The following is a 21554-nucleotide window of genomic DNA, read 5'->3' on the forward strand; positions in this document are numbered from 1 at the left end:
GATCCCTGATCCTGCGCCGCAATACGTCGGAGCCTGTCGAAGATGCCCACACAACCCCCACTCCCCCATGACCAGCGACTCTTGTCGCCGCGCAGGTCTGGTGTCGACCGCCTGACCTGGCCCGCCCGACCTCGCACCTTTCCGCCCGGTCGCGGCGCCCCCGAACAGAGCGGACCAAAGCCTAGGTTGTGACCCTTCGTGGCGAGGACCGTACTTTCGGTCGGAAAGTGGCACTGTTGGATCAGGGATGATCGGCCGACGGCGTAAGCCGGGTACGCCAGGGGGAGCAGCGAACGCATGGCTCACCAGCCAAGCGCGGAAACCACAGTGGCACCTGCGAGACGCAGCTAACGCCCTTCCCGGCGGCGCCCGCCGGCGGGTGCCGCGTTGCTGAACCAGCAAGCATCGTGCCGACGGCTAGCTCCGTTGTCACGCTGCACCGCTTGGCGCTGCCGGTCAGCCGGGTCAGCTAGATCTGATAGATATCACCCAAAAGGATGATTGGTCGGCACGGGTCGTCCGATGCCTCTTACCCTGGATGTGGGAACCAGGACGGGGTAGACGCACCGACCGTGGAGGTCCTATGGCGACGAGGGCGGCGGCAGAACCGGGACGGAGCACTCTTTCGGCCTGGGCCGCCGGGCAGCGCAAGTTACGGCCACAACGGTTCACCCCGTCCGCGGATGGACTGCGCTTTGCGTTCTATGGACGGATGTCCACCGTTGACTTTCAGGATCGGGCGTCCTCGTGTCGGTGGCAGCGTGACTACGCTGACGACCTGATCGCCGACCACGGTCGGATCGTGGTCGAGTTCTTCGACGAGGGCATCTCTCGCCGAGTGGCCTGGTCGGACCGGCCGCAGGCGTCACGGCTGCTCGACGCCGTGACGGACTCGGCACGCGGATTCGACGCGATCGTCGTCGGTGAATACGAACGCGCCTTCCACGGCCAACAGCTTGAACAGTTGACCCCTACCCTCGTTCGGCACGGCGTTCAGCTGTGGCTGCCGGAAACCTATGGGCCGGTGGACTTCGACAACCCGCGGCAGCTGGCGTTGCTGGACCTGCTCGGCGTGCACTCCCAGCGGGAGGTGTCCCGAGCCCGGCATCGCACGACCGCGGCCATGCGCGCTCAGGCAGAGTTGCAGGGCCGACACCTCGGCGGCCGGCCACCCTACGGCTACCGGCTCGCCGACGCCGGCCCCCATCCGAACCGCGCCCACGCCGCCTGGGGACGGCGCCTACACCGCTTGGACCCCGACCCTGCCACCGCACCCCACGTCCGGTGGATCTTCGAGCAGCGGCTCGCCGGCCGGAGCGTGGCCAGCATCGCCCGCGCCCTCAACGACAACGGCGTCCCGTGCCCGTCCGGCGCCGACCCAGCGCGTAACCCCCACCGCACCGGCCGCCAGTGGATGCTCACCACCGTCGCTGCGATCCTGGCCAACCCCCGTTACACCGGCCGGCAGGTCTGGAACCGTCAACGCACCGACCGCGATGCCCTCCCTGACGAGGAGCCCTTCGATCGACACCACGAGATTCAACGGTGGAGCGCCTCCACTGACTGGGTCATCTCCCGCGAGATCGCGCATACTCCGCTGGTCAGCGAAGAACACTTCGTCGCCGTCCAGGCAATCCATACCGCGCCGACCCCAGCCGATGGCATCCCCCGCTGCTACTTGTTGGCCGGAGTGATCTGCTGCGGCGTGTGCGGCCGGATCATGGACTCCCACTGGGTCCACGGCCGACCTGGCTACCGCTGCCGCCATGGACACACGAGCACCCGCGCCAGGACCTCCGCCCAACCGAAGATCCTCTACATCCGGGAAGAACACCTGCTCGACCGCATCCGACACGACCGCGGGCTACACCGTCGCCATCCCGCACTGCGCAGCCCCGACCCGGAAAGGCTTGCCGCCTACTTATTCACCAACAACATGATCATTGTGTGTGACCACCACGCGTGGACCATCGAAGCCGAGACCGCGACCTACCCGCTCACCCCGGCGGGGAGCTTCCTCGCCACGACAGCAAAAATCCCCGCCCAACGGGACGGGGATCACGCAAAACACGAACAACCATCACAGTTCGTGTGGAAATAATGTGTCCGAATCGAACTCTTGTACGCATCACATGTGCACCATTCTGGGGTGCGCATGCTCATAGATTACGGTACGGCTTGGATTGGCTCAAGCCTGTTCCACTATCACCGCTCGTAAGCATAAACAGCAGTTCAGCCACAAGGGCTCGAAGCCTGCCAGCCGGATCGCTCCGTCGTCGACTGACCGAGATGAACATGCAGCCATCAACTTGGAGCTAGCCTTTTATGGCGGCCCTATCTCACGTCGACGAGCCAAGAATAGAGTGGCCTTGCACGCTGGCGACTTCCAGCCGGTTGGCGTTAACGGCAGGCCGTATCGCTCGCGTTCGTCACCGCTGAGCGCACGAAACTCACCACCTTTGGTCAAAGCAGGAGCCGGCGTTAGCTGCCACTCGCACTTTGCGTAGGCAATTCGGATGTTTTGTACATTCGCCGCGCGAACGCAATGGCGGTGCCAGCTCCCCGCCACCCCTTCAGACGTAAATGCTCTTCCCAGTCCACTTCGTCGAGCCGGCCGATACCAATGGTGTAGTGCAGATCGTCTGCCGGAACGACGTGTTCTTCGGTGTAATACCATCCGTCGATTCTCTCGATGATCAGGCGAAGACTGTATCGATGGCCAAGCAGCTCCTGCGATCGGAGTTGCGTGACCTCGATCAGCATCTCGGACAGGCTCTGAACTGACTCCGTCGGATCATTCAGGCCCACTCCGAGGTCGCTGCCCGCATGTCGGACCGCCAAGACAAGCTCTTGGTAGAAGTCCTCTGCTGACGTGCCGTCGTGCCAGCGGTGTGACGAGATCACCTCACCGTCGTCCGTTTCCAGGCGCACTTCTAGCACGGATGGTTTGTCAACTAGGTATCGGTAGTGAAGGCTGGTTTCCCAGACAGGAGATCTCACACCGGCCGAGGTGATCACATAGGATTCGGTCGCGTGCCGCAGGCCGTGCAGCATTGTCTCGCGGGAGGGGACCCGCGTCATGTTGCGGTAGATGTCTAGCTCTGATTCGTGCTCATTGCGCTGCCGGGCTATCAGCGTTTGGCGAACGTCTTCGAGTGATCGCGCGGCATCCTCGGCCGTCTTCTTGGCGAAGTCGGCCGTTACCTGCGCCTGATCGACAGCCTTCTTGACTCGCGCGAAGCTAGATCTTAGCCGCGCGAGGAGATACTCACCTGGGGCAAGCAAAAGAGCCACCACGGCAATGTTGGTGAGCATCGCGCTCCACCATTCGTCTTTATCGCGGAGCATCCAGGAGGCGGTCGCGATAACAAGTCCGATGGTCAGCGTAGCGCCGATGAGGAAGAAGTTCGTTTTGGAGCGGCTCTCTACGTCTCTTTTGCGGGGCACGATTCAGTCTAACCAAGACGCACAACCGGGGGGGTATTAACCGCGACCCCGTCACGCCGATCGAAGCGACGTTGGCCGCAGCTCAGCAACTGCACCTCGAAGGCGTGTTCGGTGAACTGGGCCTCAGTAACGTGAGTGCGGCCGACGTCGCCGAATACGCATCGATCGCGCAAGAACACTCGTGGATCCGTCCAACGGTCTACCAAGGGTTGCACAACGCCCTCAGTCGCGCGGCCCAGATCGAACTGCTGCCCGAACTACGCCGACTCGGCGTCCGGTTCTACGCCTACAACCAGGCTGCCCTGCAGGGGAAACCCATGCGGCCGCCGCGATCATTCGCGGTCGGTCAACTCTGGGCGGCGGGGGCATTGCTCTGTTCAACGCGGCAATCGTGTCGAGGGCAGCGAGCCCCTCATCGCCCAGGGCTCACTCCCGCTAATACCAGGCCGAGGAGTCGGTTCGCGTCGGCGGCGGGATCCGGGTGGTGCTCGGTCGCCAGGGCGATGCCGGTGATCAGCGCGAGCAGATCACTGATTGTCACGTCCGGGGCCACCGCACCGTCCTCGGCGGCGCGACGTACCAGTGGTTCACCTGCCTCGGTGAGCCGCGCCGAGGCGCAGTGCTCGTGCGCCTCGGTGGGTTCGGCCGCGCAGTCGCGGGTCAACGCGATCGCCAGCCCTCGCATGGTGGCGACGTACCCGTTGAGGGCGGTCAGCCACTCCAACAGCGCGGCCCGGGCGTCGGGTGCATCGGACAGGTCGCGGGCGCGGGCGGCCAGGGTCTCGATCAGTCCGTGAAACACCGCGTCGAGCAGCGCGTGGCGGCTGGGGAAATGCCGGCGCACGGTGGCCGAGCCGACTCCGGCGATGCGGCCGATCTGCTCCAGAGAGGCGTCGGCGCCGTGCGCGGCGATCTCCTGCTCGGCCACGGCAAGCAGGCGCGTGTAGTTGCGCCGGGCGTCCGCTCGCTGACTGGGCATGGCGTCACCTCCAAGTTTGCTAAGTGGCGGGGTCCGCCGTATCTTAGCGGGAGCAGAAACGGCGACCCCCGCCGTTTAATGTTGTCCTGCGACAGGAGATGCCTCATGTCCACCGATTCCGCACCCGTCCTGGTCACCGGCGCCACCGGAAGGCAGGGCGGCGCCACCGCTCGCGCCCTGCTCGCAGCCGGCGTTCCCGTCCGGGCGCTGGTCCGCGACCCCGCGACCGAGCGCGCAAGGACGGTCGAGGCGCTCGGCGCCGAGCTGGTCACCGGCGACCTCGCGGATCGCGACTCGCTGATCAGGGCCGCGCAGGGAGCACGAGCTGTCTTCTCGGTGCAGATGCCCGCGATGAACGGCAACACGATCGACTTCGACGGCGAGCTGGCCCAGGCGGTCAACCTGATCGAGAGCGCGCTGGCGGCGGAGGTGCCGCAGTTCGTGCACACGTCGGTGTCCGGCGCCGGGCAGCACACCCAGACCGCCGGGTGGGCGGAGGGCCGCTGGGCGGCAATGGAGCCCTACTACGCCACCAAGGCCGGCATCCAGGACCGCGTACGCGATGCGGGCTTCCCGCACTGGATGCTCATCAAGCCGGGCTTCTTCATGGACAATTTCCTGCTCTCGGTGGCGTACCTGCTCCCCCGTGGCGTCGCCGGCGGCCTGGCGACCGTCCTGAAGCCCCAGACCTCACTCTCCCTCGTCGCGGTCGACGACATCGGCACGGTGGCCGCCGCGGCCATCGCCGAGCCCGATCGGTTCGACCGGGTCGAGTTGGAGCTGGCGAGCGACTACCTGACGATGACGGAAATCGCGAAGATCCTCTCCGACGCTCTGGGCACCGAGCTGAGCGCGCCGGACATGACCGAGGAGGAAGCGGTCGCCGCAGGGATGCCGACATGGGCCGGCATCTCCCACGAGCAGATGAACGTGGCCGGGCAACCTGCCCGCCCAGAGTACGCGCGCGCCCTCGGTATTCCACTCACGAGCTTCGCAGAGTGGACGCGCCAAAATCTGGGCGACTGAGAGGACTGGACGCATCTGTCCCGCAGGGTCGCAGACCGCGTGAACAAGATGCGGGTTGGGTGAGGGTTGCCAGGGCCATTGCGTGTTGGTGTAACTGCTGGTCACCGCGTCGATGAAGTCGTGTGATCGGCGGTCGGAGCGGCGGTTGGCGCGGGCTATGTTGGTGTCGCCGTAGGTGCCTGCCAGCCGATTGCGGTGTTACGCAGGGTCGCCATGACGGCGGGTCCGGTGCCGGTCCGGGCTTGATGCAGGTCTTCACGGAACGTGACATCTCTGACGTTATGGACCTTGTGGCTCCAGGTCGGTGTATCGCAGTCCGGTCAGAAAGAACCGGTGCACAACGGCGTTACGGTGCTCGTACAGCTCGACGACCTCTGCCTTCAACTTCGCGTCGATGAGACCACGCCGCAGGGCTTCGTCGTAGATCGCCTTCTCGGTGAGTGCCCCCGGGCACCTGCTGCACGTACCTGTCGAGATCGTCCGGGTCACCAGCGAGCTGCTTGTCGAGGATGATCGCGGTTAGTGATCAGCCCCGCCAGGGTTCGGCGGGACTGATCACTTCTACTTGATGTGGTGTAGGCGCTGGGCTCACACGGCCGGGGCGGTGCTCTTCTCGTTTGGCTTGTCACCAGCCTCGGCTGCTGCTTCGGCCTCGGCGATGATCCGTCGTTCTTCGTCGCGGTTTGCCCGGTACTGGCGGATGGAGTACGCCAGGGCGGCGGCCCAGACGACGTAGATGACGGCGTAGAAGGTGTAGCGGACGCTGTCGGACGCGTCGATCCAATCGCTGCGGAGCAGGGTGCGGGTGTTGGTGAGGATGATGAGGCCGCCGACGGCCGAGCCGAGGACGCGCGGCGGAATGTGCCGGACCAGCCAGGCGGCGATCGGCGCGGCGATGATGCCACCGATCAGCAGCGCGGCAACCCAGGCGAAATTCACGCCTTCGGAGCCGATACCAATGATGAACCCGATGCTCGCCGCGACGGCGACGAGGAACTCGCTGGTGTCGATCGAGCCAATGGTCTTGCGGGGTTCGAGTCGACCGCTGGCCAGGATCGCGGGGGTGCCGACCGGGCCCCAGCCGCCGCCGCCGGTGGAGTCGACGAAGCCGGCGACCACGCCAAGCGGGGCGAGAAAACGCTTCCGCAGCGGCTTACCGAGGTTGCCCTTGGGCAGGCCCAACGCGGTGAAGCGGATCAGGATGTACAGCCCGAGCGCCAGCAGGATGATTGACATCAGCGGCGCGGCGGTCTCGGTCGACAAGCTCGACAGGAAGGTGGCACCGGCGAAGGCACCGACCGCGCCGGGGATACCGATCTTCCAGACGACGTTCCAGTTAACGTTTCCGAACCGCCAATGCGACGCGCCAGAGACCAGGGTGGTGCCGATCTCGGCGAGGTGAACGGTCGCTGAGGCCGCCGCCGGGTTGGTGCCGATGGCCAGCAGCAACGTTGTCGACGTGACGCCATATGCCATGCCGAGACTTCCATCGACAAGTTGGGCACCCAGGCCCACCAGTGCGAGGAGGAGCAGTTTTCGCATCTCTACCGCAGTCATGAAGGGGGTGGTGGCAGGTCGACCGGACTTCGTTGTCCGACGAGCACATCGGTCAGGGTGGCGCGATCGACCACTTCCGCGATCGCCGCCTCAATGGACCGCCACAACTCGGGCAGGCCAGCGGCGACGCCTTCGTAGGCGACCTGTTGTGACGGCATTCCCCGCACGGTGCTCAGCGAGCCCTGCAACGTGCGGAGGATGTCACCAACGCTGATCTCGCCCGCGGGACGCGCGAGGGCGTAACCGCCCCCGCCACCTCGCTGGCTGAACATCAGACCCGCACGACGCAGGTCCAACAAAATCCCGTGCAGGAAACTCAAGGGAATGTCCTGGTCCTCAGCCAACTTCGCGGCCTTGACAGGCCCGTCGGGGTAGCTGGCAGCGGTAACCATCGCCCGCACGGCGTAGTCGGCACGCGCCGAGATGTGCATCGCAAGGCTCCCCTCCGCACGGCCCGAGGTCGGACCACCGGACCCGACGATCCACGTGATCGCACCTGTCCCATATTTCCTACTGGTTTGGTCGAGAATACGAGTTGGCGTTGTCGGCGACAACCCCCATCCGTCCCGACACTCAGCACAACCGGCCGAGGCTCAGGACGGCGCGTCGGGCGCCGGGGGCATCTAACCTCGGCGGGTTCAGCGCGATCGACCCGCGCTTCGACCAGGGCCTGGTGGACTTGCTCGGAATCCTGACCAGCAACTATCTGATCCGCCACACCGACGTCGGGGTACGCCGCGGCACCCTCGTAAAACCAGACAGAAGCATGCCCTTCGCTGACGTGCTCGGCACGCGGGGACTGACCGGCACTCACCGCAGGCTGACCGAGAGCGACGCCGCGCAGCACTGTCTGCGCTGACTACATCAGACGGTGGGGCATCGGCTTGAACGCATCGAAGTATTTGGCTTGTCTCAGCGGGTAGAACTCCTACTTGACAGGTAGGATTACTGGGATACTGTCGATCGCATGGCCAGCCACCAGACCCCGCTCGATGGCACCGCGCTCGCGGTGTCACGCGGATGTTGCCGCGGCTGGACCGCCTCGTGCGGCTGCTGCCGCTGAGCGCCCAATTTCTGGCCCCTCCCCAATGTGGCTTCGCCGACTCGACGACGATCGGCAGCCTTCTCCGCGTCCCGATCCTTGGCCGCTCGACGCGCGCTGCGCCGACCCCTGCCCGGGTGCCGCTGCACGTCGTTCTCGATCAGGAGGACCGTCATGACTGTCATCGACAAACCGCCCGCACCGGTCGAACCGACCATGTTCCGAGCCCTGCTGCGCCGCCAGGCCGCGTCGGTTGCGGTGATCACCACCGCTGGCGAGCCTCCGGTGGGGTTCACCGCAACCTCGTTCACGTCGGTGTCGCTACGTCCGCCGTTGGTGTCGTTCTGCCTGGCCCGGTCATCGTCGAGTTGGCCGACCATCGAGGGCGCGGAACACGTCGCGGTGCACCTGCTCGGTGAGGACCAGCAGGACGTCGCACGGACCTTCGCGACCAGCGGCATCGACCGGTTCGCCGCGCACTCCGGCTGGCAGTACGGCCCGTATGGCGTGCCGCTGCTGCACGAGCCGGTCGCCTGGCTGCTGTGCCGGGTTACCCAGCGGGTTCTCGCCGGCGATCACGTGATCGTGCTGGCCGAGCCGCTGACCGGGAGCCACGGCGAGGGCGCACCCCTGCTGTACCACATGGGCGAGTACGCCGCCCTGAACCCAACCACGAAGGAGCCGTAGGTGAAGTCGCCAATCATCCTGGACCGACGGGCGTTCCTGACCGCCACGCTGGGCGCGGTCACGCTGGGCGCGACCGCATGCGCCGGGGACGACGCACCTCGGGCGGCGCTGGCCGCGGGCGCGCCGCTGCCGGAGTCGATACCGAAGGGCACCAAGCTCGTCGTGGGCGACAAGGAGCATCAGAAGGCGATCGAGTTCTCCGGCGAGGCCGAGAAGTTCACCTTCGATGTGGAGTGGGCCAACATCAGCGGTGGTCCGCAGACACTGGAGGCGTTCCGGGCCGACGCCCTGGATGTCGGGGCTGTCGCCGACATCCCGCCCATCCACTCGCAGTGGACGAACATCCCCACCAAAATCGTCGCATCGAAGTACCGCCAGGATCCGCTGAACCACGCCATCTACCGGCTTGGCATCGCGCCGGGCGTCTCGGTCGCCACCCTCGCGGACATTCGCGGCAAAAAGGTCGCGTACAGCCCGGGTCAGGCACAGGGCGCTCTGGTACTCCGCGTCCTGAAGCAGGCCGGACTGACCAAGAACGACGTCCGGCTGGTCGAGCTGCCGAGCACCGGCGACGTGTATGCGACCGCGCTCGCCAGCCGCCAGGTCGACGTCGCCCCGATCGGCGGCGTGCAGATCAAACGCTACGAGACGAAGTACGGCCGCGACGGCGCCACCACCATCGCACACAGCTTGCGGGACGACCCCGGACACCTGTACGTGCCGGTCACCGTCCTGGCCGATCCGGCGAAGGCGGCCGCGATCCGTGAGTACGTGCAGGCGTGGGCGCGGGCCTGGCGGTGGCGGGAGGCCAACCCGGACGAGTGGATCGAGCGCTACTACGTCAAGGATCAGGGCCTGACCGCCGACGACGGCAGGTGGCTGGTGGAGAACGGCGGGGTGGCCGACATACCGGCGAGTTGGACCGAGGCCATCGCCCGGCACCAGGAGACCATCGACCTGCTGGCGAAGGAGACCGGGAACAAGCCCCTCAAGGCCGAGGACCTGTATGACCGGCGGTACGAATCCGTCGCCGCGGACGCTCTCGTCGCGGTGGGATCCCGATGACCGCCTCGACGGTCACCCGTTACCGGCCCACGGCGGCCATCCCTGCCGGCCGGCCGAGGCGTCGCCTGAGGCCCGGCCGCCCCATCCCGTTCGGGGCGGCGATCGGTCCCTTCCTACTCTTGACGGTGTGGGCCGTGGGCTCGGCGGCCGGCTGGATTGACCCTCGTACCCTGTCGGCTCCCTGGACCGTGGTGAGCACGGCGGGCGATCTCATCGCCGACGGCCGACTACAGGACAACCTGGCCATCTCAGCTCGACGGGCCGGCCTGGGGCTCGCCATCGGCACCGTCCTCGGCACGGTATTGGCGTTGGTCGCTGGTCTGAGTCGGTGGGGCGAGGCCATCCTCGATGGCCCTATCCAGATCAAGCGGGCCATCCCCGCGCTCGCGCTGCTACCGCTGCTCGTCCTCTGGTTCGGCATCGGCGAACAGATGAAGGTCATCACCATCACGCTGGGCGTGTTCGTCCCCGTCTACATCCACACCCACAACGGCCTGCGCACCATCGACAGCCGGTACGTCGAACTGGGCGAGTCGCTGCGACTACGGAGGGCGGCGTTCATCCGCCGGATCGTGCTGCCCGGCGCGCTGCCCGGCTTTCTGCTCGGCATGCGGTTCGCGGTCGTCGGGGCGTGGCTGTCCCTGGTCGTCGTCGAGCAGATCAACTCGACCAGCGGCATCGGCTACATGATGGAGCTGGCCCGGGAGTACGGCCAGACCGACGTGATCATCGTCGGGCTCGTGCTGTACGGGCTGCTCGGGCTGCTGTCTGACGGCGCCGTCCGGCTCGCACAGAGGAGGGCACTGTCGTGGCGACGCACGCTGGCGGACTGACCACATCCCGCGCCGTACGCGTTCACAGCTTGGCGCGCGGCTTCGGGGATCGGGTGGTTCTCGACGGATTCGACCTGGAGATCGGCACGGGCGAGTTCGTCGCGCTGCTGGGACGCAGCGGCTCGGGCAAGAGCACCCTGCTGCGTGCTCTCGCCGGCCTCGACGGCGACGTCACGGGCTCGGGCCTGGTTGACGTACCGGAGAACTCCTCGGTCGTCTTTCAGGATGCCCGGCTCCTGCCGTGGCAGCGCGTCCTGGACAACGTCGTTCTCGGCCTGCGCGGACCGGACGCCATCGAGCGCGGCCGCGCCGCCCTCGCCGAGGTCGGTTTGGCCGGACGCGAGCGGGCCTGGCCCAATGAGTTGTCCGGTGGTGAACAGCAGCGGGTCGCGCTGGCCCGGGCGCTGGTGTCCGAGCCGGAACTGCTGCTCGCCGACGAGCCGTTCGGCGCGCTGGACGCGCTGACCCGGCTGCGCATGCACGCCCTGCTGCGCGTGCTGCATGCCCGGCACCGGCCCACGGTGCTGCTCGTCACGCACGACGTCGACGAGGCCATCACGCTGGCCGACCGCGTGCTGCTGCTGGACAGCGGCCGGATCGCCGTCGACCTCGCAATCGACCTACCAGCGCCGCGGTCGTACCGGCAGCCGCAGTTCCTCGCGTACCGCGAAACCCTGCTGCGGGCGCTCGGCGTCGACGAGACGGAAGGATGACCATGCTGCACCTCAACGCGTTTCTCATGGGCGTCGGCCACCACGAGGCCGCCTGGCGCCTGCCCGACAGCGACCCGTTCGCGCAGACCGACGTCGAACACTTCAAGCGTCTTGCCCGCATCGCCGAACGCGGCAAGCTCGACTCGCTGTTCCTCGCCGACAGCCCGGTGCTGTGGAACAGCATCGGCCGGCGGCCGGGGGGCACCCTGGAGCCGACCGTGCTGCTCGCCGCCCTGGCTGGCGCGACGAACCACATCGGGCTGATCGCGACGGCGTCGACGACGTACAACGAGCCGTTCAACCTGGCCCGCCGGTTCGCGTCGTTGGACCACGTCAGCGGCGGTCGGGCGGGCTGGAACATCGTCACCACGGCCGGTGAGAAGGCGGCCCGGAACTTCAACCTGGACGACCTGCCAGCCCACCGGGACCGGTACGAGCGGGCGGCCGAGTTCATCGAGGTGTCCCTGAAGCTCTGGGACAGTTGGGACGACGCGGCACCGCTCGGAGACAAGGACGGCGGGCGGTGGGGCGACGACGACCTGCTCTACCCGCCGGAGCACTCCGGACGGCACTTCCGGGTGGCCGGCCCGCTCAACGTCCCCCGCTCCCCGCAGGGCTACCCGCTGCTGGTGCAGGCCGGGTCATCCGAAGACGGCAAGGACCTCGCCGCCCGGTACGCGGAGGCCGTCTTCACCGCCCAGCAGACCCTCGCCGAGGCGCAGGCGTTCTACCGCGACCTCAAGCGGCGTGCCACGCAGGTCGGCCGCGACCCCGCCATCATCAAGATCCTGCCCGGCATCGTGCCGGCGATTGGCGCCACCGAGGCCGAGGCCCGCGCGCTAGAGGAGGAGCTGGACCGGTTGATCAAACCCGAGTACGCCCGGCAGCAGCTCGCCACGACGCTGCGGGTCGCCCCGGAAGACCTCGACCTGGACAAGGAACTGCCCGCGGACCTGCCGAGCGAGGACGAGATCGAGGGTGCGAAGAGCCGGTACACGCTGATCGTCACCCTGGCCCGGCGGGAACGGCTGACCGTCCGCCAACTGATCGGCCGACTCGGCGGCGGGCGCGGGCACCGCACCTTCGCCGGTACGCCGGAGCAGGTCGCCGACGCCATCGAGGAGTGGTACCGCGGCGGCGCCGCGGACGGTTTCAACATCATGCCCCCGGTGCTGCCGTCCGGGCTGGAGACGTTCGTCGACCACGTCGTACCGATCCTGCAACGCCGCGGGCTGTTCCGCACCGAGTACACCGGGACCACCCTGCGCGAGCACTACGGGCTCCCCCGCCCGGCCAACCAGTTCACCCGGCAGCTCGCCGCCGCGAACCGCTAATCCGTAGGGAAGGACAACAGTGGTCAACTACCGGCCCTTCGGGCACACCGGCGTACGCATCAGCTCCCTGACCCTGGGCGCCATGAACTTCGGGCAACGGGGCAACCCGGACCACGAGGACGGCATCCGGATCATCCACCGGGCCCTCGACGAGGGCATCAACGCCATCGACACCGCGGACGTCTACTCCGGCGGCGAGTCGGAGGAGATCGTCGGGAAGGCCCTCGCGGGTGGGCGGCGCGACGACGTCTTCCTGGCCACCAAGTTCCACGGCCAGGTCGGCGACAACCCGCAGCACCGCGGCAATTCGCGTCGTTGGATCGTCCGGGCGGTGGAGGACAGCCTGCGCCGGCTGGGCACCGACTGGATCGACCTGTACCAGGCCCACCGGCCGGAGCCGGACACCGACTTCGACGAGACCTTGGGCGCGCTCTCCGACCTGGTGCGGCAGGGCACGATCCGCTATATCGGCACGTCCACGTTCGACCCGTCGGCGATCGTGGAGGGGCAGTGGATCGCGCAGCGGCGCGGCAGGGAGCGGGTGGTCAGCGAGCAGCCGCCGTACTCGATCCTGGCCCGCGGGATCGAGCGCGAGGTGCTACCGGTGGCCCAGCGGTACGGGCTGGCGGTGATCCCGTGGAGCCCACTGGCCGGCGGGTGGCTGTCCGGTCGCTACCACGGCGGGCTCACGGCGCCGATCTCCGGGCGCGCCGACCGGCTCCCGGCCCGGTTCGATCCGACCCTGCCAGCCAACGCGGCCAAGCTGACCGCCGTCGACGAACTGGCCGCGCTCGCCGACGAGGCCGGGCTGTCGCTCATCCACCTGGCGATCGCTTTCGTCCTGGAGCACCCGGCCGTCACGTCGGCGATCATCGGGCCGCGCACTCTGGCGCACCTGGAGTCGCAGCTCGGCGCCGCCAAGGTGACGCTGTCAGAGGACGTGCTCGCCCGCATCGACGCCATCGTCCCGCCCGGCACCACGCTGAACCCCGCCGACGCCGGCTACCAGCCGCCGTGGCTGGCCGATCCGGCGTACCGCCGTGGCGGCGGGTCATCGGCGCGGCGGATCGGGGTGGCCTCGTGAGCGGTGGGCCCTCGCCGACCCCGGACGTCGTGGTGCTGGTCGGCAACCCTCGCGCCGGGTCGCGTACCCGGGGCGTCGCCGAGGCGGTCGCCGAGGCACTACTGGATCGGTTGGGCAGACCGCCGAGCGCCATCCAGGTGCTGGAACTGGCCGAGATCGTCGGAGTGTCGTTCGGCCCGGAGCCGGCGTACGGGGCGAGGGCCGACCCTGATCCGTTCGCGGCGGTGCGGTCGGCGCGGCTGCTGATCGTCGCGACGCCTGCGTACAAGGGCAGCTACACCGGGCTGTTGAAGGTGTTCCTGGACCAGTTCGGGCACCGGGAGCTGGCCGAGGTGGTAGCGGTGCCAATAGCCGTGGCCGCCTCGCCGGCGCACGCCGACGCAGCCGCGTCGGCCCTGCGCGACGTGCTCGTCGAACTGGGCACACGTGTCCCGGCACCACCGTTGGCCGTGGTCGAGTCGCAGCTGGCGGACGCGCACAAAATCGCGGCGCAGTGGGCCGACCAGCACAGCGCCGCGATCGACGCACCCCGGGCCGGCATGGACTACCTGGAAGGCCGCCACCGATGAGTCCCGAGTTCCTCTGGTACATCCCGAACCAGGTCCAGCCCGGCCACCGCGGCGACGATGTGATCGATAACCACAACAGCCTGGACACCCTCACCAACCACGCCCGGGCTCTCGAGGAGCACGGGTGGGGCGGCGCGCTCCTCGGGACCGGCTGGGGACGGCCCGACACCTTCACGGTCGCCACCGCGCTCGCCGCCCGGACGACCACGTTCCAGCCGCTGATAGCAATCCGGCCCGGCTACTGGCGGCCCGCCAACTTCGCCTCCGCCGCCGCGACGCTCGACCACCTCAGCGAGGGTCGAACGCTGATCAACATCGTCTCGGGCAAGGACGACCTGGCGGCCTACGGCGACGGCGAGGCCAACCCGGCCCACCGCTACGCCCGCACCAGAGAGTTCCTCCAGATCGTCCGTAAGCTGTGGACCGAGGAGAACGTCACCTACCAGGGCGAGCACTTCGCTGTTACCGGCTCCACCCTGGCGCTCCGACCGGTCGTCCGCGGCGAACGCAGACACCCCCGGCTCTACTTCGGCGGCGCCTCCCCCGCCGCCGAAGAGGTGGCCGCCACCGAGGCCGACGTCCAGCTGTTCTGGGGCGAGCCACTCGACGGCGTGGCCGATCGGATCGAACGACTCAAGCAGCTCAGCGAGAAACTGGGACGCGAGCACGCCCCGCTGGAGTTCGGGCTACGAGTCACCACCCTGGTGCGAGAAACCACCGAACAGGCCTGGGTCGATGCCGAAGCCAAAGTCGCCGACATGGCCAAGGGCAAAGGTGTCGCACGCGACCGGAACTGGCAGACCGCCGTCGGTCAGCGCCGGCTGCTCGACCTCGCCGCACGCGGAGAGGTCCTCGACGACAACCTCTACACCACCCCCGGCACATTCGGTGGCGGCGGAGCGGGCACCACCTGGCTGGTCGGCTCCGCTGAGGACGTGGCGAACTCGCTACGCAAATACCAGCGGCTGGGCGTCACCCACTTCGTGCTCTCCGACACGCCCTACCTTCCCGAAATCAGGCGTCAGGGCGACCAACTGCTGCCACTGCTGCGCACCTGAGGCGGTGGGAGGTTTCGTCTGGCAGCGCAGGCCCGGCAGCCGCGACAACCGCCTCGGCTTTGATGTTGGTGGTGGCGGCACCGTTACTGTCGGTGTGTCCGGCGTAGCCCGGCCAGGCTTGGTCAAGGATCAGCCACCGGCTCAACTAGTCGGAGGGCCTGTCAGCGGATGCCCTGGCTGAGGTAGAGAACCGCGAGGGCTGCGGCGAGGCTGCCGAGCAGCAGCCGAAGCGCGCGTTCGGGCAGCCGTGGTTGCAGGCGGGCACCGAGATAGCCGCCGACGAGGCCGCCGGCACCGCAGAGCAGGCCGAGGGCCCAATGCGGTGCGATGTCGCCGTCGGTTCCGAGCGCGAGCAGGCCGTAGGTGGCGGCACCGACGATCGAGGTGAGGAACGTGCAGGCCAACGCGGCAGGGGCAATGGTTGTCATCGGGGTGCCTCGACCGGCGAGGATGGGGCCGAGCAGGGAGCCGCCGCCGATGCCGTAGATGCCGCCGATGGTGCCGACCACTGCGCCAAGGCCGAGGGTGGTGCGGCGGGTGAGCGGTTGCCGATCTGGAATCCCTGGGCGTGCGGCGCGGGCAATCAGCCAGATGCCGAGGGGTAACAGAACCGCGGCGACGACGAGTCGAAAGGCGCGTGGGCCGGGAATGGCGAAGACGCGGACGCAGGCGCCGATGACGACGCCGGGCAGGGTGCCGGCGAGTAAGAGCCGGGTCAGTGGGCCGGCCAGCCCGCCAGCTCGGCGGTAGCGCAGGAGCGCTCCGGGCCCGGCGACGATGTTGAACAGCAGGTTGGTGGGGGTCACAGCCGGGCTCGGGACATGCAGGAGGCTGAGCTGCACCGGAAGCAGAAACACAGCGCCGGACACTCCGACCGGGGAGGTAATCAGAGAAATGAGCAGGCCTGCGGCGAATCCGAGAGCCCCAATTTGCCAGGTCACCAAGATCGCTCAGCTCCTGACCGCGCCTGCGGTGATCCCGGCGGCGATGCTGCCACCGGCAACGACGAGCACCGGCACCAGCCTGAGGGTCGGGGTTCGGCCCCCGCACCCTGGCCGAAGTGATCCGGGTCCTGGCGAGCGTCGATCCGGCAATCGCACAGATTCCGCAGGGCCACTTCCTGGTCGTCGACATCCTCGCGGTGTGGGGCGGCCCCGCGATCCGCACGCGTGTGTTCGCCGACGCGCTCGCCGGACGGCGCATCGGTAGCGCCTTGGCCGAACGCGGCGGACGGCACGCCCAGGACCTCACCACCCGGTTGCGCATGGGCGGCAACGGCGAGCTGCGACTCAACGGTCGCAAGTACTACTGCACAGGTGCGCTGACGGCCGCCTGGGTCGCGGTCAGTGCACTCGACGACGAGGACCGCCTGCGGCTGGCACTCGTGCCCCGAGACGCGGCTGGCTCCGCCGTCGACACGGACTGGAGCGCGATGGGGCAGCGCGCCACGATCAGCGGCACCACCACTCTGGAGGCTGTCGTGGTGGACCCCGAGCTGGTCCTGGATTACGCGACGGCATATTCGGTGCCGCAGCAACTCGGCGCGCGAGCTCAACTGGTACACACCGCGATCGAGACGGGCATCGCTCGCGGCACGGTGGACGACACTCGCGCCTACCTGCGCGAGCGGGCTCGTCCGAGCAGCGAGGCGATCCGGGCGGGCGTGGAGTCGGTGGCCGGTGACCCGCACGTCCTGCACCGGTACGGCCGACTCTCGGTCAGGGTACGGGCCGCGGAAACGTTGCTCGCCGATGCGGCCCAGCTCCTGGAACAGGTCGGGCTCGTTCCGCCTGACGCGACAGCCGCAGCGACCGGGTCGTTGGCTGTCGCCGCGGCGAAGGCCTTCGCCAGTGAGGTCGCCGTAGAGGCAGGCAGTGAGTTGTTCGCTCTCTGCGGCACCAGCGCCACCGACGAGCGCTGGAACCTGCACCGGCACTGGCGCAACGCCCGCACCCACAGCGTCCACGACCCGGTCGACTGGAAATACCACCACCTCGGCGCATACGAGATCGGTGACGTCCTTCCCCCTAACCACGGTCAGCTCTAGGCCTCCCGACCGACGTCGAGTTCCACTCGCCGGGTCAGTCGTTCCACTCCTTGGCGATCAGTTCATAGGAGCTGACCCGGTCGGCGTGTCGGTGAGTGATCGTGGTGACGAGCAGTTCGTCGGCGGCGGTGACGGTGCGGAGCGTGTGCAGCCGCTCAGCGACCGTTCCGGGTGATCCGACGAACTGGGTGTCCACCCGGTCGGCGACGAACTCACGATCATCTTCGGTCCAGGGCAGCTGTGCGGCCTGTTCCGGGGTTGGGAAGGGGATCGCACCCTCGCCACTGCGGATGCTACGCACCCACGGTCCGTACGGTGTGGCGAGCCGGCGTGCCTCGTCGTCGGTGTCGGCGACGACCACGTCGGCGGAGACCACCACGTACGGCTTGGCGAGCGCCGCGGACGGTCGGAACGCCGCCCGGTAGGCGGCCACCGCGTCGAGGACAGACCAGGGGCTGACGTGGTAGTTGGCAGCGAAGGGCAGGCCCAACGCCCCGGCGAGGTGGGCGCTCTCCCCGCCGCTGCTGCCCAACAGCCACAGCTGCAGATCGGTGGCCTCCCCCGGAACGGCGTGCGCGTCCAGGCCGTCGGCGTCGGTGTAGTCACCGCGCAGCAGGGCCAGCACGTCGGCCACCTGTTCGGCGAACGGCGGTGGCTGGGCGCCCGGTTGGTGCAGCAGGGCGCTGCTCAGGGCGAAACGCGGTGAGGCGAGCACCTGGGCGTAGGAGAACGGCGGCGGAATGAGCAGCCCGTCGACCACCCGGGCCTGGACCGGTGGCGGGGTGGGCGCGGCGATCTCCCGGGCGGCTTCGACCCGCCGCTGCCCGGAGCGACCGAGCCCGAGGTCGATGCGGCCGGGGTGCAGCGCGGCGAGGGTGCCGAACTCCTCGACGACCGACAGGGCGGTGCGGTGACCGACCTGGACGGCCCCGGAGCCGACGCGGATGGCGCTGGTGGCCGCGGCGACCTGCCCGATGAGCACGGCCGGCGCGGAGCTGGCCACCCCGGCGGCGAGGTGATGCTCGGCCAGCCAGTAACGGTGGTAGCCGGACTGCTCGGCCCGACGGGCCAGGTCGACCGTGTTCCGGAGGGCATCAGTGACGGTGCCGCCGGCGGGCACCGGAGACAGATCGAGAATGGACAGTGGAGTTGACGGCATGGTGTCCCGTTTCTGGTCAGACCGCCGCGGAGGCGGTCACCGGCGCAAGGAAGGGGCGGCTGGGGATCTCCCGGCGCAGCACCGGCGCCACCTCGGCCTGGAACAGCTCCAGGCTCTCCCGGTGCTGTTTGTCGGTCAGCCCGTCGTGGTCGGCCTGAAGATGGATGACTTCGTGGCCGAACTGCTCGTGATAGCGCAGCACCTTGTCGATGAGCTGCTGCGGGCTGCCGACCAGGATCGAGCTGCGGTCGATGGCGTCCTCCAGGGTGCCGAAGACCGGCTGTACGCCGAGCCGCCGGAACGCGGCAACCCGGGCATCGAAGATCGGCCGATACCGTTCGATCGCCTCCTGGGAGGTGCGGGCCACGTAGAAGCCCGCGGTGCCGGCACCGACGAGGGCGTGGGCCGGGTCGTGCCCGTAGTGGACCCACCGTTCCCGGTAGTGGCGGATGAGTTCGGCGTACGGCTCGATGGGGTTGGTGACGTTGGCGGAGAAGATCGGGTCGCCGTAGCGGGCGGCGAGGTCGACGGAGTCTCGGCTGGTGGCGCTGCCGTGCCAGACCCGGATGGGCTTCTGCAGCGGCCGGGGCCAGGTCTCGGCGTCGGTCAACGACGGCCGGTACGCCCCGGACCAGGTGACCTTCTCCTCCCGCCAGAGCCGGCGGAACAGCTCGTAGCCCTCCCGGTTGCGGTCCCACTGGTCCTCGGCGGTCACATGGAACAGTTGCGCCTGCGCGGCGCCGTTGCCCTTGCCGATGATCAGTTCGAGTCGGCCGCCGGAGAGGTGGTCGAGGGTGGCGTAGTCCTCATAGGCGCGGACGGGATCGAGCAGGCTGAGCGTGGTGACCGCGGTGAACAGCCGGATGGTGGAGGTACGGGCCGCGATGTGGCTCAGCACCACCGGCGGCGACGACGAGATGAACGGGCGCTCGTGCCGTTCACCGACGCCGTACCCGTCGAACCCGAGCTCTTCGGCCAGCACGGCCGTGTCGACCACTTCCCGGAACCGCTCGGTGGTGCTCCTGCGCTGGCCGGTGACCGGATCGGGCAGGTGGGTGATGAGCGTTATCAGCAGGAACTTCACGCGAGGGCCGTCACTTTCGCGGGCAGGGTCAGGGTCGGCCGCACCACCAGGGCGAAGCAGCGGGAGTACGGCAACACGTGGTACGGGGCGAACACCGGGATCGGCCGGTAGCCGGCCCGCTCGTACCGGCGGACCGCGTCGGGTTGGCGGTCACCGGTCTGCAGGACGATCCGCGCCGCGCCGAGCTGACCGGCGGTCTCCCGGATCGCGTCGAGGAGGGCCTGAGCGACACCGCGCCCCCGGTGCGCGGGCAGCACGTACATCCGCTTGAGCTCCAGGTCGGGGCCGTGCCAGCGCAGCGCGGCGTGCCCGACCGGCGTGGCGTCGGCGGTGTACGCCACACCGGTCCAGGCCACCGAGGTCGGGGCGACGGCCTGCGCGTCCGGCAGGTGGATCGGGTCGGCAAGGCGGTCCGCGTACCGCTGGCGCATCTCCCCGGTCATGGCCGCGCGCAGGGCGATGGCGTCCGGGTCGTCCCAGCGGCGGCGGCAGACGGTGACCGGCGTGCTCACATCGCACCGGCCTCGGTGACCGGGCGGGCGGGGCCGAGGCCGAGGTGGTCGCGCAGGGTGGTGCCGGTGTAGTCGGCGCGGAAGACACCGCGTTCCTGCAGCAGCGGAACGACCTGGTCGACGAATTCGTCCAGGCCGCCTGGGGTCAGGTGCGGCACCAGGATGAACCCGTCGGCGGCGTCCGACTGCACGAAGTGGTTCATCCGTTCGGCGACCTGCTGCGCAGTGCCCACGAAGGATTGTCGGCCGGTGACCTCGATGATCAGGTCGCGGATGCCGAGGCCCTTCTCCTCGGCCAGGGCCCGCCACTGCCGAGCGGTGTCGACCGGGTCGGGGTGCATGCCGGCCCGGCCTCGGCTGATGGCGTCGCCGGAGACGTCCGGGTCCTCGGCGGGCAGTGGGCCCTCCGGGTCGTACCCGGACAGGTCCCGGTTCCAGAGCTGTTCGAGCAGCAGGATCGCGGTCTGCGGGCTGACCTGCTGGCGACGGATGTGGTGGGCGCGTTCCTGCGCCTCGGCGTCGGTCTCCCCGAGCACGAAGGTGACCCCGGGAATGATCTTCAAGTCGTCGGGTTGACGGCCGTACCGGGCCAGCCGGGCCTTCACGTCCCGGTAGAACTCCTGACCGGCTTCCAGAGTGCCGTGCCGGGAGAAGATGGCGTCGGCGCTGGACACGGCGAACTCACGCCCGTCCGGAGAATCTCCGGCCTGAAGGATCACCGGGTGCACCTGAGGGCTGCGCGGCACCGTGAAGTGCCCGGCGATGTCGAACTGGTCGCCCCGATGGGCGAAGGCGCCGGGGCTGGCCTCCGCGATGTACCGGCCGCCGTCCCGGTCGCCCACGATCGCCTCCGCCGGCCATGACTCCCACAACTCCCGGGCAGTACGCACGAACTCGGCGGCCCGCTCGTAGCGCAGCGCGCGGTCGAGGTAGCCACCCCGGCGGAAGTTCTCGCCGGTGAACGCGTCCGAGGTGGTGACGACGTTCCAGGCGGCCCGCCCGCCGGAGAGGTGGTCGAGGCTGGCCAACTGCCGGGCCAACTCGTACGGCTCCCGAAAGGTCGTGTTGAGTGTGCCGGCCAGACCCAGGTGAGTGGTGACCGCCGCGAGGGCGGCGAGCACTGTCAACGTGTCCGGGCGGCCGACCACGTCCAGGTCGTGGATGCGGCCCCGCTGCTCGCGCAGACGCAGCCCTTCGGCGAGGAAGAGGAAGTCGAACTTGCCGCGCTCGGCGGTGCGGGCCAGGTGGACGAAGGACGAGAAGTCGATCTGGCTGCCGGACGCCGGGTCACTCCACACGGTGGTGTTGTTCACGCCGGGGAAGTGCGCGGCCAGGATGACCTGCTTGGGCATGATGAT

22 protein-coding genes and 1 pseudogene are annotated in these 21554 nt (G+C 68.6%); 13 read left to right on the forward strand and 10 right to left on the reverse strand.

Features of this window, described 5'->3' with window-relative positions; all coding sequences use genetic code 11:
* The first annotated feature begins 583 nt into the window (after positions 1-583).
* The gene (locus tag EV382_RS14435; protein ID WP_279636474.1) at positions 584-2101 is read left to right on the forward strand and encodes a recombinase family protein; all 1518 of its coding nucleotides are present in this window, start codon (positions 584-586) and stop codon (positions 2099-2101) included.
* 380 nt (positions 2102-2481) lie between these two features.
* Here the strand turns inward: EV382_RS14435 and EV382_RS14440 are convergent, their stop codons facing one another.
* Positions 2482-3447 carry a hypothetical protein gene (locus EV382_RS14440; RefSeq protein WP_130402278.1) on the reverse strand — a complete coding sequence of 322 codons (966 nt, stop codon included), beginning with the start codon at positions 3445-3447 and terminating at the stop codon, positions 2482-2484.
* Between the two features lie 35 nt (positions 3448-3482).
* Here EV382_RS14440 and EV382_RS33970 point away from each other — a divergent pair.
* A pseudogene (locus tag EV382_RS33970) lies at positions 3483-3728 on the forward strand (aldo/keto reductase); the annotation flags it as partial.
* Positions 3729-3859: 131 nt separating this feature from the next.
* On the opposite strand, the gene EV382_RS14450 reads toward EV382_RS33970, so the two are convergent.
* The gene (locus tag EV382_RS14450; RefSeq protein WP_130402280.1) at positions 3860-4426 is read right to left on the reverse strand and encodes a TetR/AcrR family transcriptional regulator; all 567 of its coding nucleotides are present in this window, start codon (positions 4424-4426) and stop codon (positions 3860-3862) included.
* 105 nt (positions 4427-4531) lie between these two features.
* On the opposite strand from EV382_RS14450, the gene EV382_RS14455 reads away from it, so the two are divergent.
* On the forward strand, positions 4532-5452 hold the full coding sequence (locus EV382_RS14455) for an NmrA family NAD(P)-binding protein (protein ID WP_130402282.1): 921 nt from the start codon (positions 4532-4534) through the stop codon (positions 5450-5452).
* A gap of 279 nt (positions 5453-5731) precedes the next feature.
* On the opposite strand, the gene EV382_RS14465 is transcribed toward EV382_RS14455, so the two are convergent.
* The 3 genes from EV382_RS14465 to EV382_RS14475 form a co-directional block, all read right to left on the reverse strand.
* Positions 5732-5941: a hypothetical protein gene (locus tag EV382_RS14465; RefSeq protein WP_130402284.1), complete on the reverse strand. Its 210-nt coding sequence runs from the start codon at positions 5939-5941 to the stop codon at positions 5732-5734.
* Between the two features lie 99 nt (positions 5942-6040).
* Positions 6041-6994 carry a sulfite exporter TauE/SafE family protein gene (locus tag EV382_RS14470; RefSeq protein ID WP_130408813.1) on the reverse strand — a complete coding sequence of 318 codons (954 nt, stop codon included), beginning with the start codon at positions 6992-6994 and terminating at the stop codon, positions 6041-6043.
* 11 nt (positions 6995-7005) lie between these two features.
* Positions 7006-7440 carry an RrF2 family transcriptional regulator gene (locus EV382_RS14475; protein ID WP_130402286.1) on the reverse strand — a complete coding sequence of 145 codons (435 nt, stop codon included), beginning with the start codon at positions 7438-7440 and terminating at the stop codon, positions 7006-7008.
* A gap of 104 nt (positions 7441-7544) precedes the next feature.
* Between EV382_RS14475 and EV382_RS14480 the strand changes: the two genes are divergently transcribed.
* The 9 genes from EV382_RS14480 (at position 7545) to EV382_RS14520 (ending at position 15394) form a co-directional block, all read left to right on the forward strand.
* Positions 7545-7868, forward strand: a complete 324-nt coding sequence (locus tag EV382_RS14480) for a hypothetical protein (protein ID WP_130402288.1) — start codon at positions 7545-7547, stop codon at positions 7866-7868.
* A 357-nt stretch (positions 7869-8225) separates the two neighbouring features.
* Complete coding sequence (locus EV382_RS14485) at positions 8226-8738, forward strand: flavin reductase family protein (RefSeq protein ID WP_130402290.1); 513 nt, start codon at positions 8226-8228, stop codon at positions 8736-8738.
* On the forward strand, positions 8739-9803 hold the full coding sequence (locus EV382_RS14490; protein WP_130402292.1) for an ABC transporter substrate-binding protein: 1065 nt from the start codon (positions 8739-8741) through the stop codon (positions 9801-9803).
* A gap of 191 nt (positions 9804-9994) precedes the next feature.
* Complete coding sequence (locus EV382_RS14495; RefSeq protein ID WP_244236687.1) at positions 9995-10636, forward strand: ABC transporter permease; 642 nt, start codon at positions 9995-9997, stop codon at positions 10634-10636.
* On the forward strand, positions 10612-11349 hold the full coding sequence (locus tag EV382_RS14500) for an ABC transporter ATP-binding protein (RefSeq protein WP_130402296.1): 738 nt from the start codon (positions 10612-10614) through the stop codon (positions 11347-11349). The genes EV382_RS14495 and EV382_RS14500 overlap by 25 nt, the downstream gene beginning before the upstream one ends.
* Positions 11346-12683 carry an LLM class flavin-dependent oxidoreductase gene (locus EV382_RS14505; RefSeq protein ID WP_130402298.1) on the forward strand — a complete coding sequence of 446 codons (1338 nt, stop codon included), beginning with the start codon at positions 11346-11348 and terminating at the stop codon, positions 12681-12683. The genes EV382_RS14500 and EV382_RS14505 overlap by 4 nt, the downstream gene beginning before the upstream one ends.
* A 19-nt stretch (positions 12684-12702) precedes the next feature.
* Positions 12703-13767: an aldo/keto reductase gene (locus EV382_RS14510; RefSeq protein ID WP_130402300.1), complete on the forward strand. Its 1065-nt coding sequence runs from the start codon at positions 12703-12705 to the stop codon at positions 13765-13767.
* Entirely contained in the window at positions 13764-14336 is a 573-nt protein-coding gene (locus EV382_RS14515) for an NAD(P)H-dependent oxidoreductase (protein WP_165435794.1), read from the forward strand. The genes EV382_RS14510 and EV382_RS14515 overlap by 4 nt, the downstream gene beginning before the upstream one ends.
* On the forward strand, positions 14333-15394 hold the full coding sequence (locus tag EV382_RS14520; protein WP_130402304.1) for an LLM class flavin-dependent oxidoreductase: 1062 nt from the start codon (positions 14333-14335) through the stop codon (positions 15392-15394). The genes EV382_RS14515 and EV382_RS14520 overlap by 4 nt, the downstream gene beginning before the upstream one ends.
* Positions 15395-15555: 161 nt before the next feature.
* On the opposite strand, the gene EV382_RS14525 is transcribed toward EV382_RS14520, so the two are convergent.
* Positions 15556-16335, reverse strand: coding sequence for a sulfite exporter TauE/SafE family protein (locus tag EV382_RS14525; RefSeq protein ID WP_130402306.1), 780 nt, complete (start codon positions 16333-16335; stop codon positions 15556-15558).
* Between the two features lie 119 nt (positions 16336-16454).
* Here EV382_RS14525 and EV382_RS14530 point away from each other — a divergent pair, with 119 nt between their 5' ends.
* Entirely contained in the window at positions 16455-17441 is a 987-nt protein-coding gene (locus EV382_RS14530) for an acyl-CoA dehydrogenase family protein (protein WP_244236689.1), read from the forward strand.
* Positions 17442-17475: 34 nt separating this feature from the next.
* Here the strand turns inward: EV382_RS14530 and EV382_RS14535 are convergent, their stop codons facing one another.
* The 4 genes from EV382_RS14535 to EV382_RS14550 are packed head-to-tail and all read right to left on the reverse strand — an operon-like array spanning position 17476 to position 21548.
* A complete protein-coding gene (locus EV382_RS14535) occupies positions 17476-18600 on the reverse strand; it encodes an LLM class flavin-dependent oxidoreductase (protein WP_130402311.1) in 1125 nt (374 codons plus the stop codon).
* Positions 18601-18616: 16 nt separating this feature from the next.
* A complete protein-coding gene (locus EV382_RS14540; protein WP_130402313.1) occupies positions 18617-19684 on the reverse strand; it encodes an LLM class flavin-dependent oxidoreductase in 1068 nt (355 codons plus the stop codon).
* Complete coding sequence (locus EV382_RS14545; RefSeq protein WP_244236690.1) at positions 19681-20196, reverse strand: GNAT family N-acetyltransferase; 516 nt, start codon at positions 20194-20196, stop codon at positions 19681-19683. Before EV382_RS14545 ends, EV382_RS14540 begins: the two co-directional genes overlap by 4 nt.
* Positions 20193-21548 carry an NtaA/DmoA family FMN-dependent monooxygenase gene (locus EV382_RS14550; protein WP_130402315.1) on the reverse strand — a complete coding sequence of 452 codons (1356 nt, stop codon included), beginning with the start codon at positions 21546-21548 and terminating at the stop codon, positions 20193-20195. The genes EV382_RS14545 and EV382_RS14550 overlap by 4 nt, the downstream gene beginning before the upstream one ends.
* Between the last annotated feature and the right edge of the window lie 6 nt (positions 21549-21554).

Origin of the sequence: Micromonospora violae (assembly GCF_004217135.1) — a bacterium.
Classification (GTDB): Bacteria; Actinomycetota; Actinomycetes; order Mycobacteriales; family Micromonosporaceae; genus Micromonospora; species Micromonospora violae.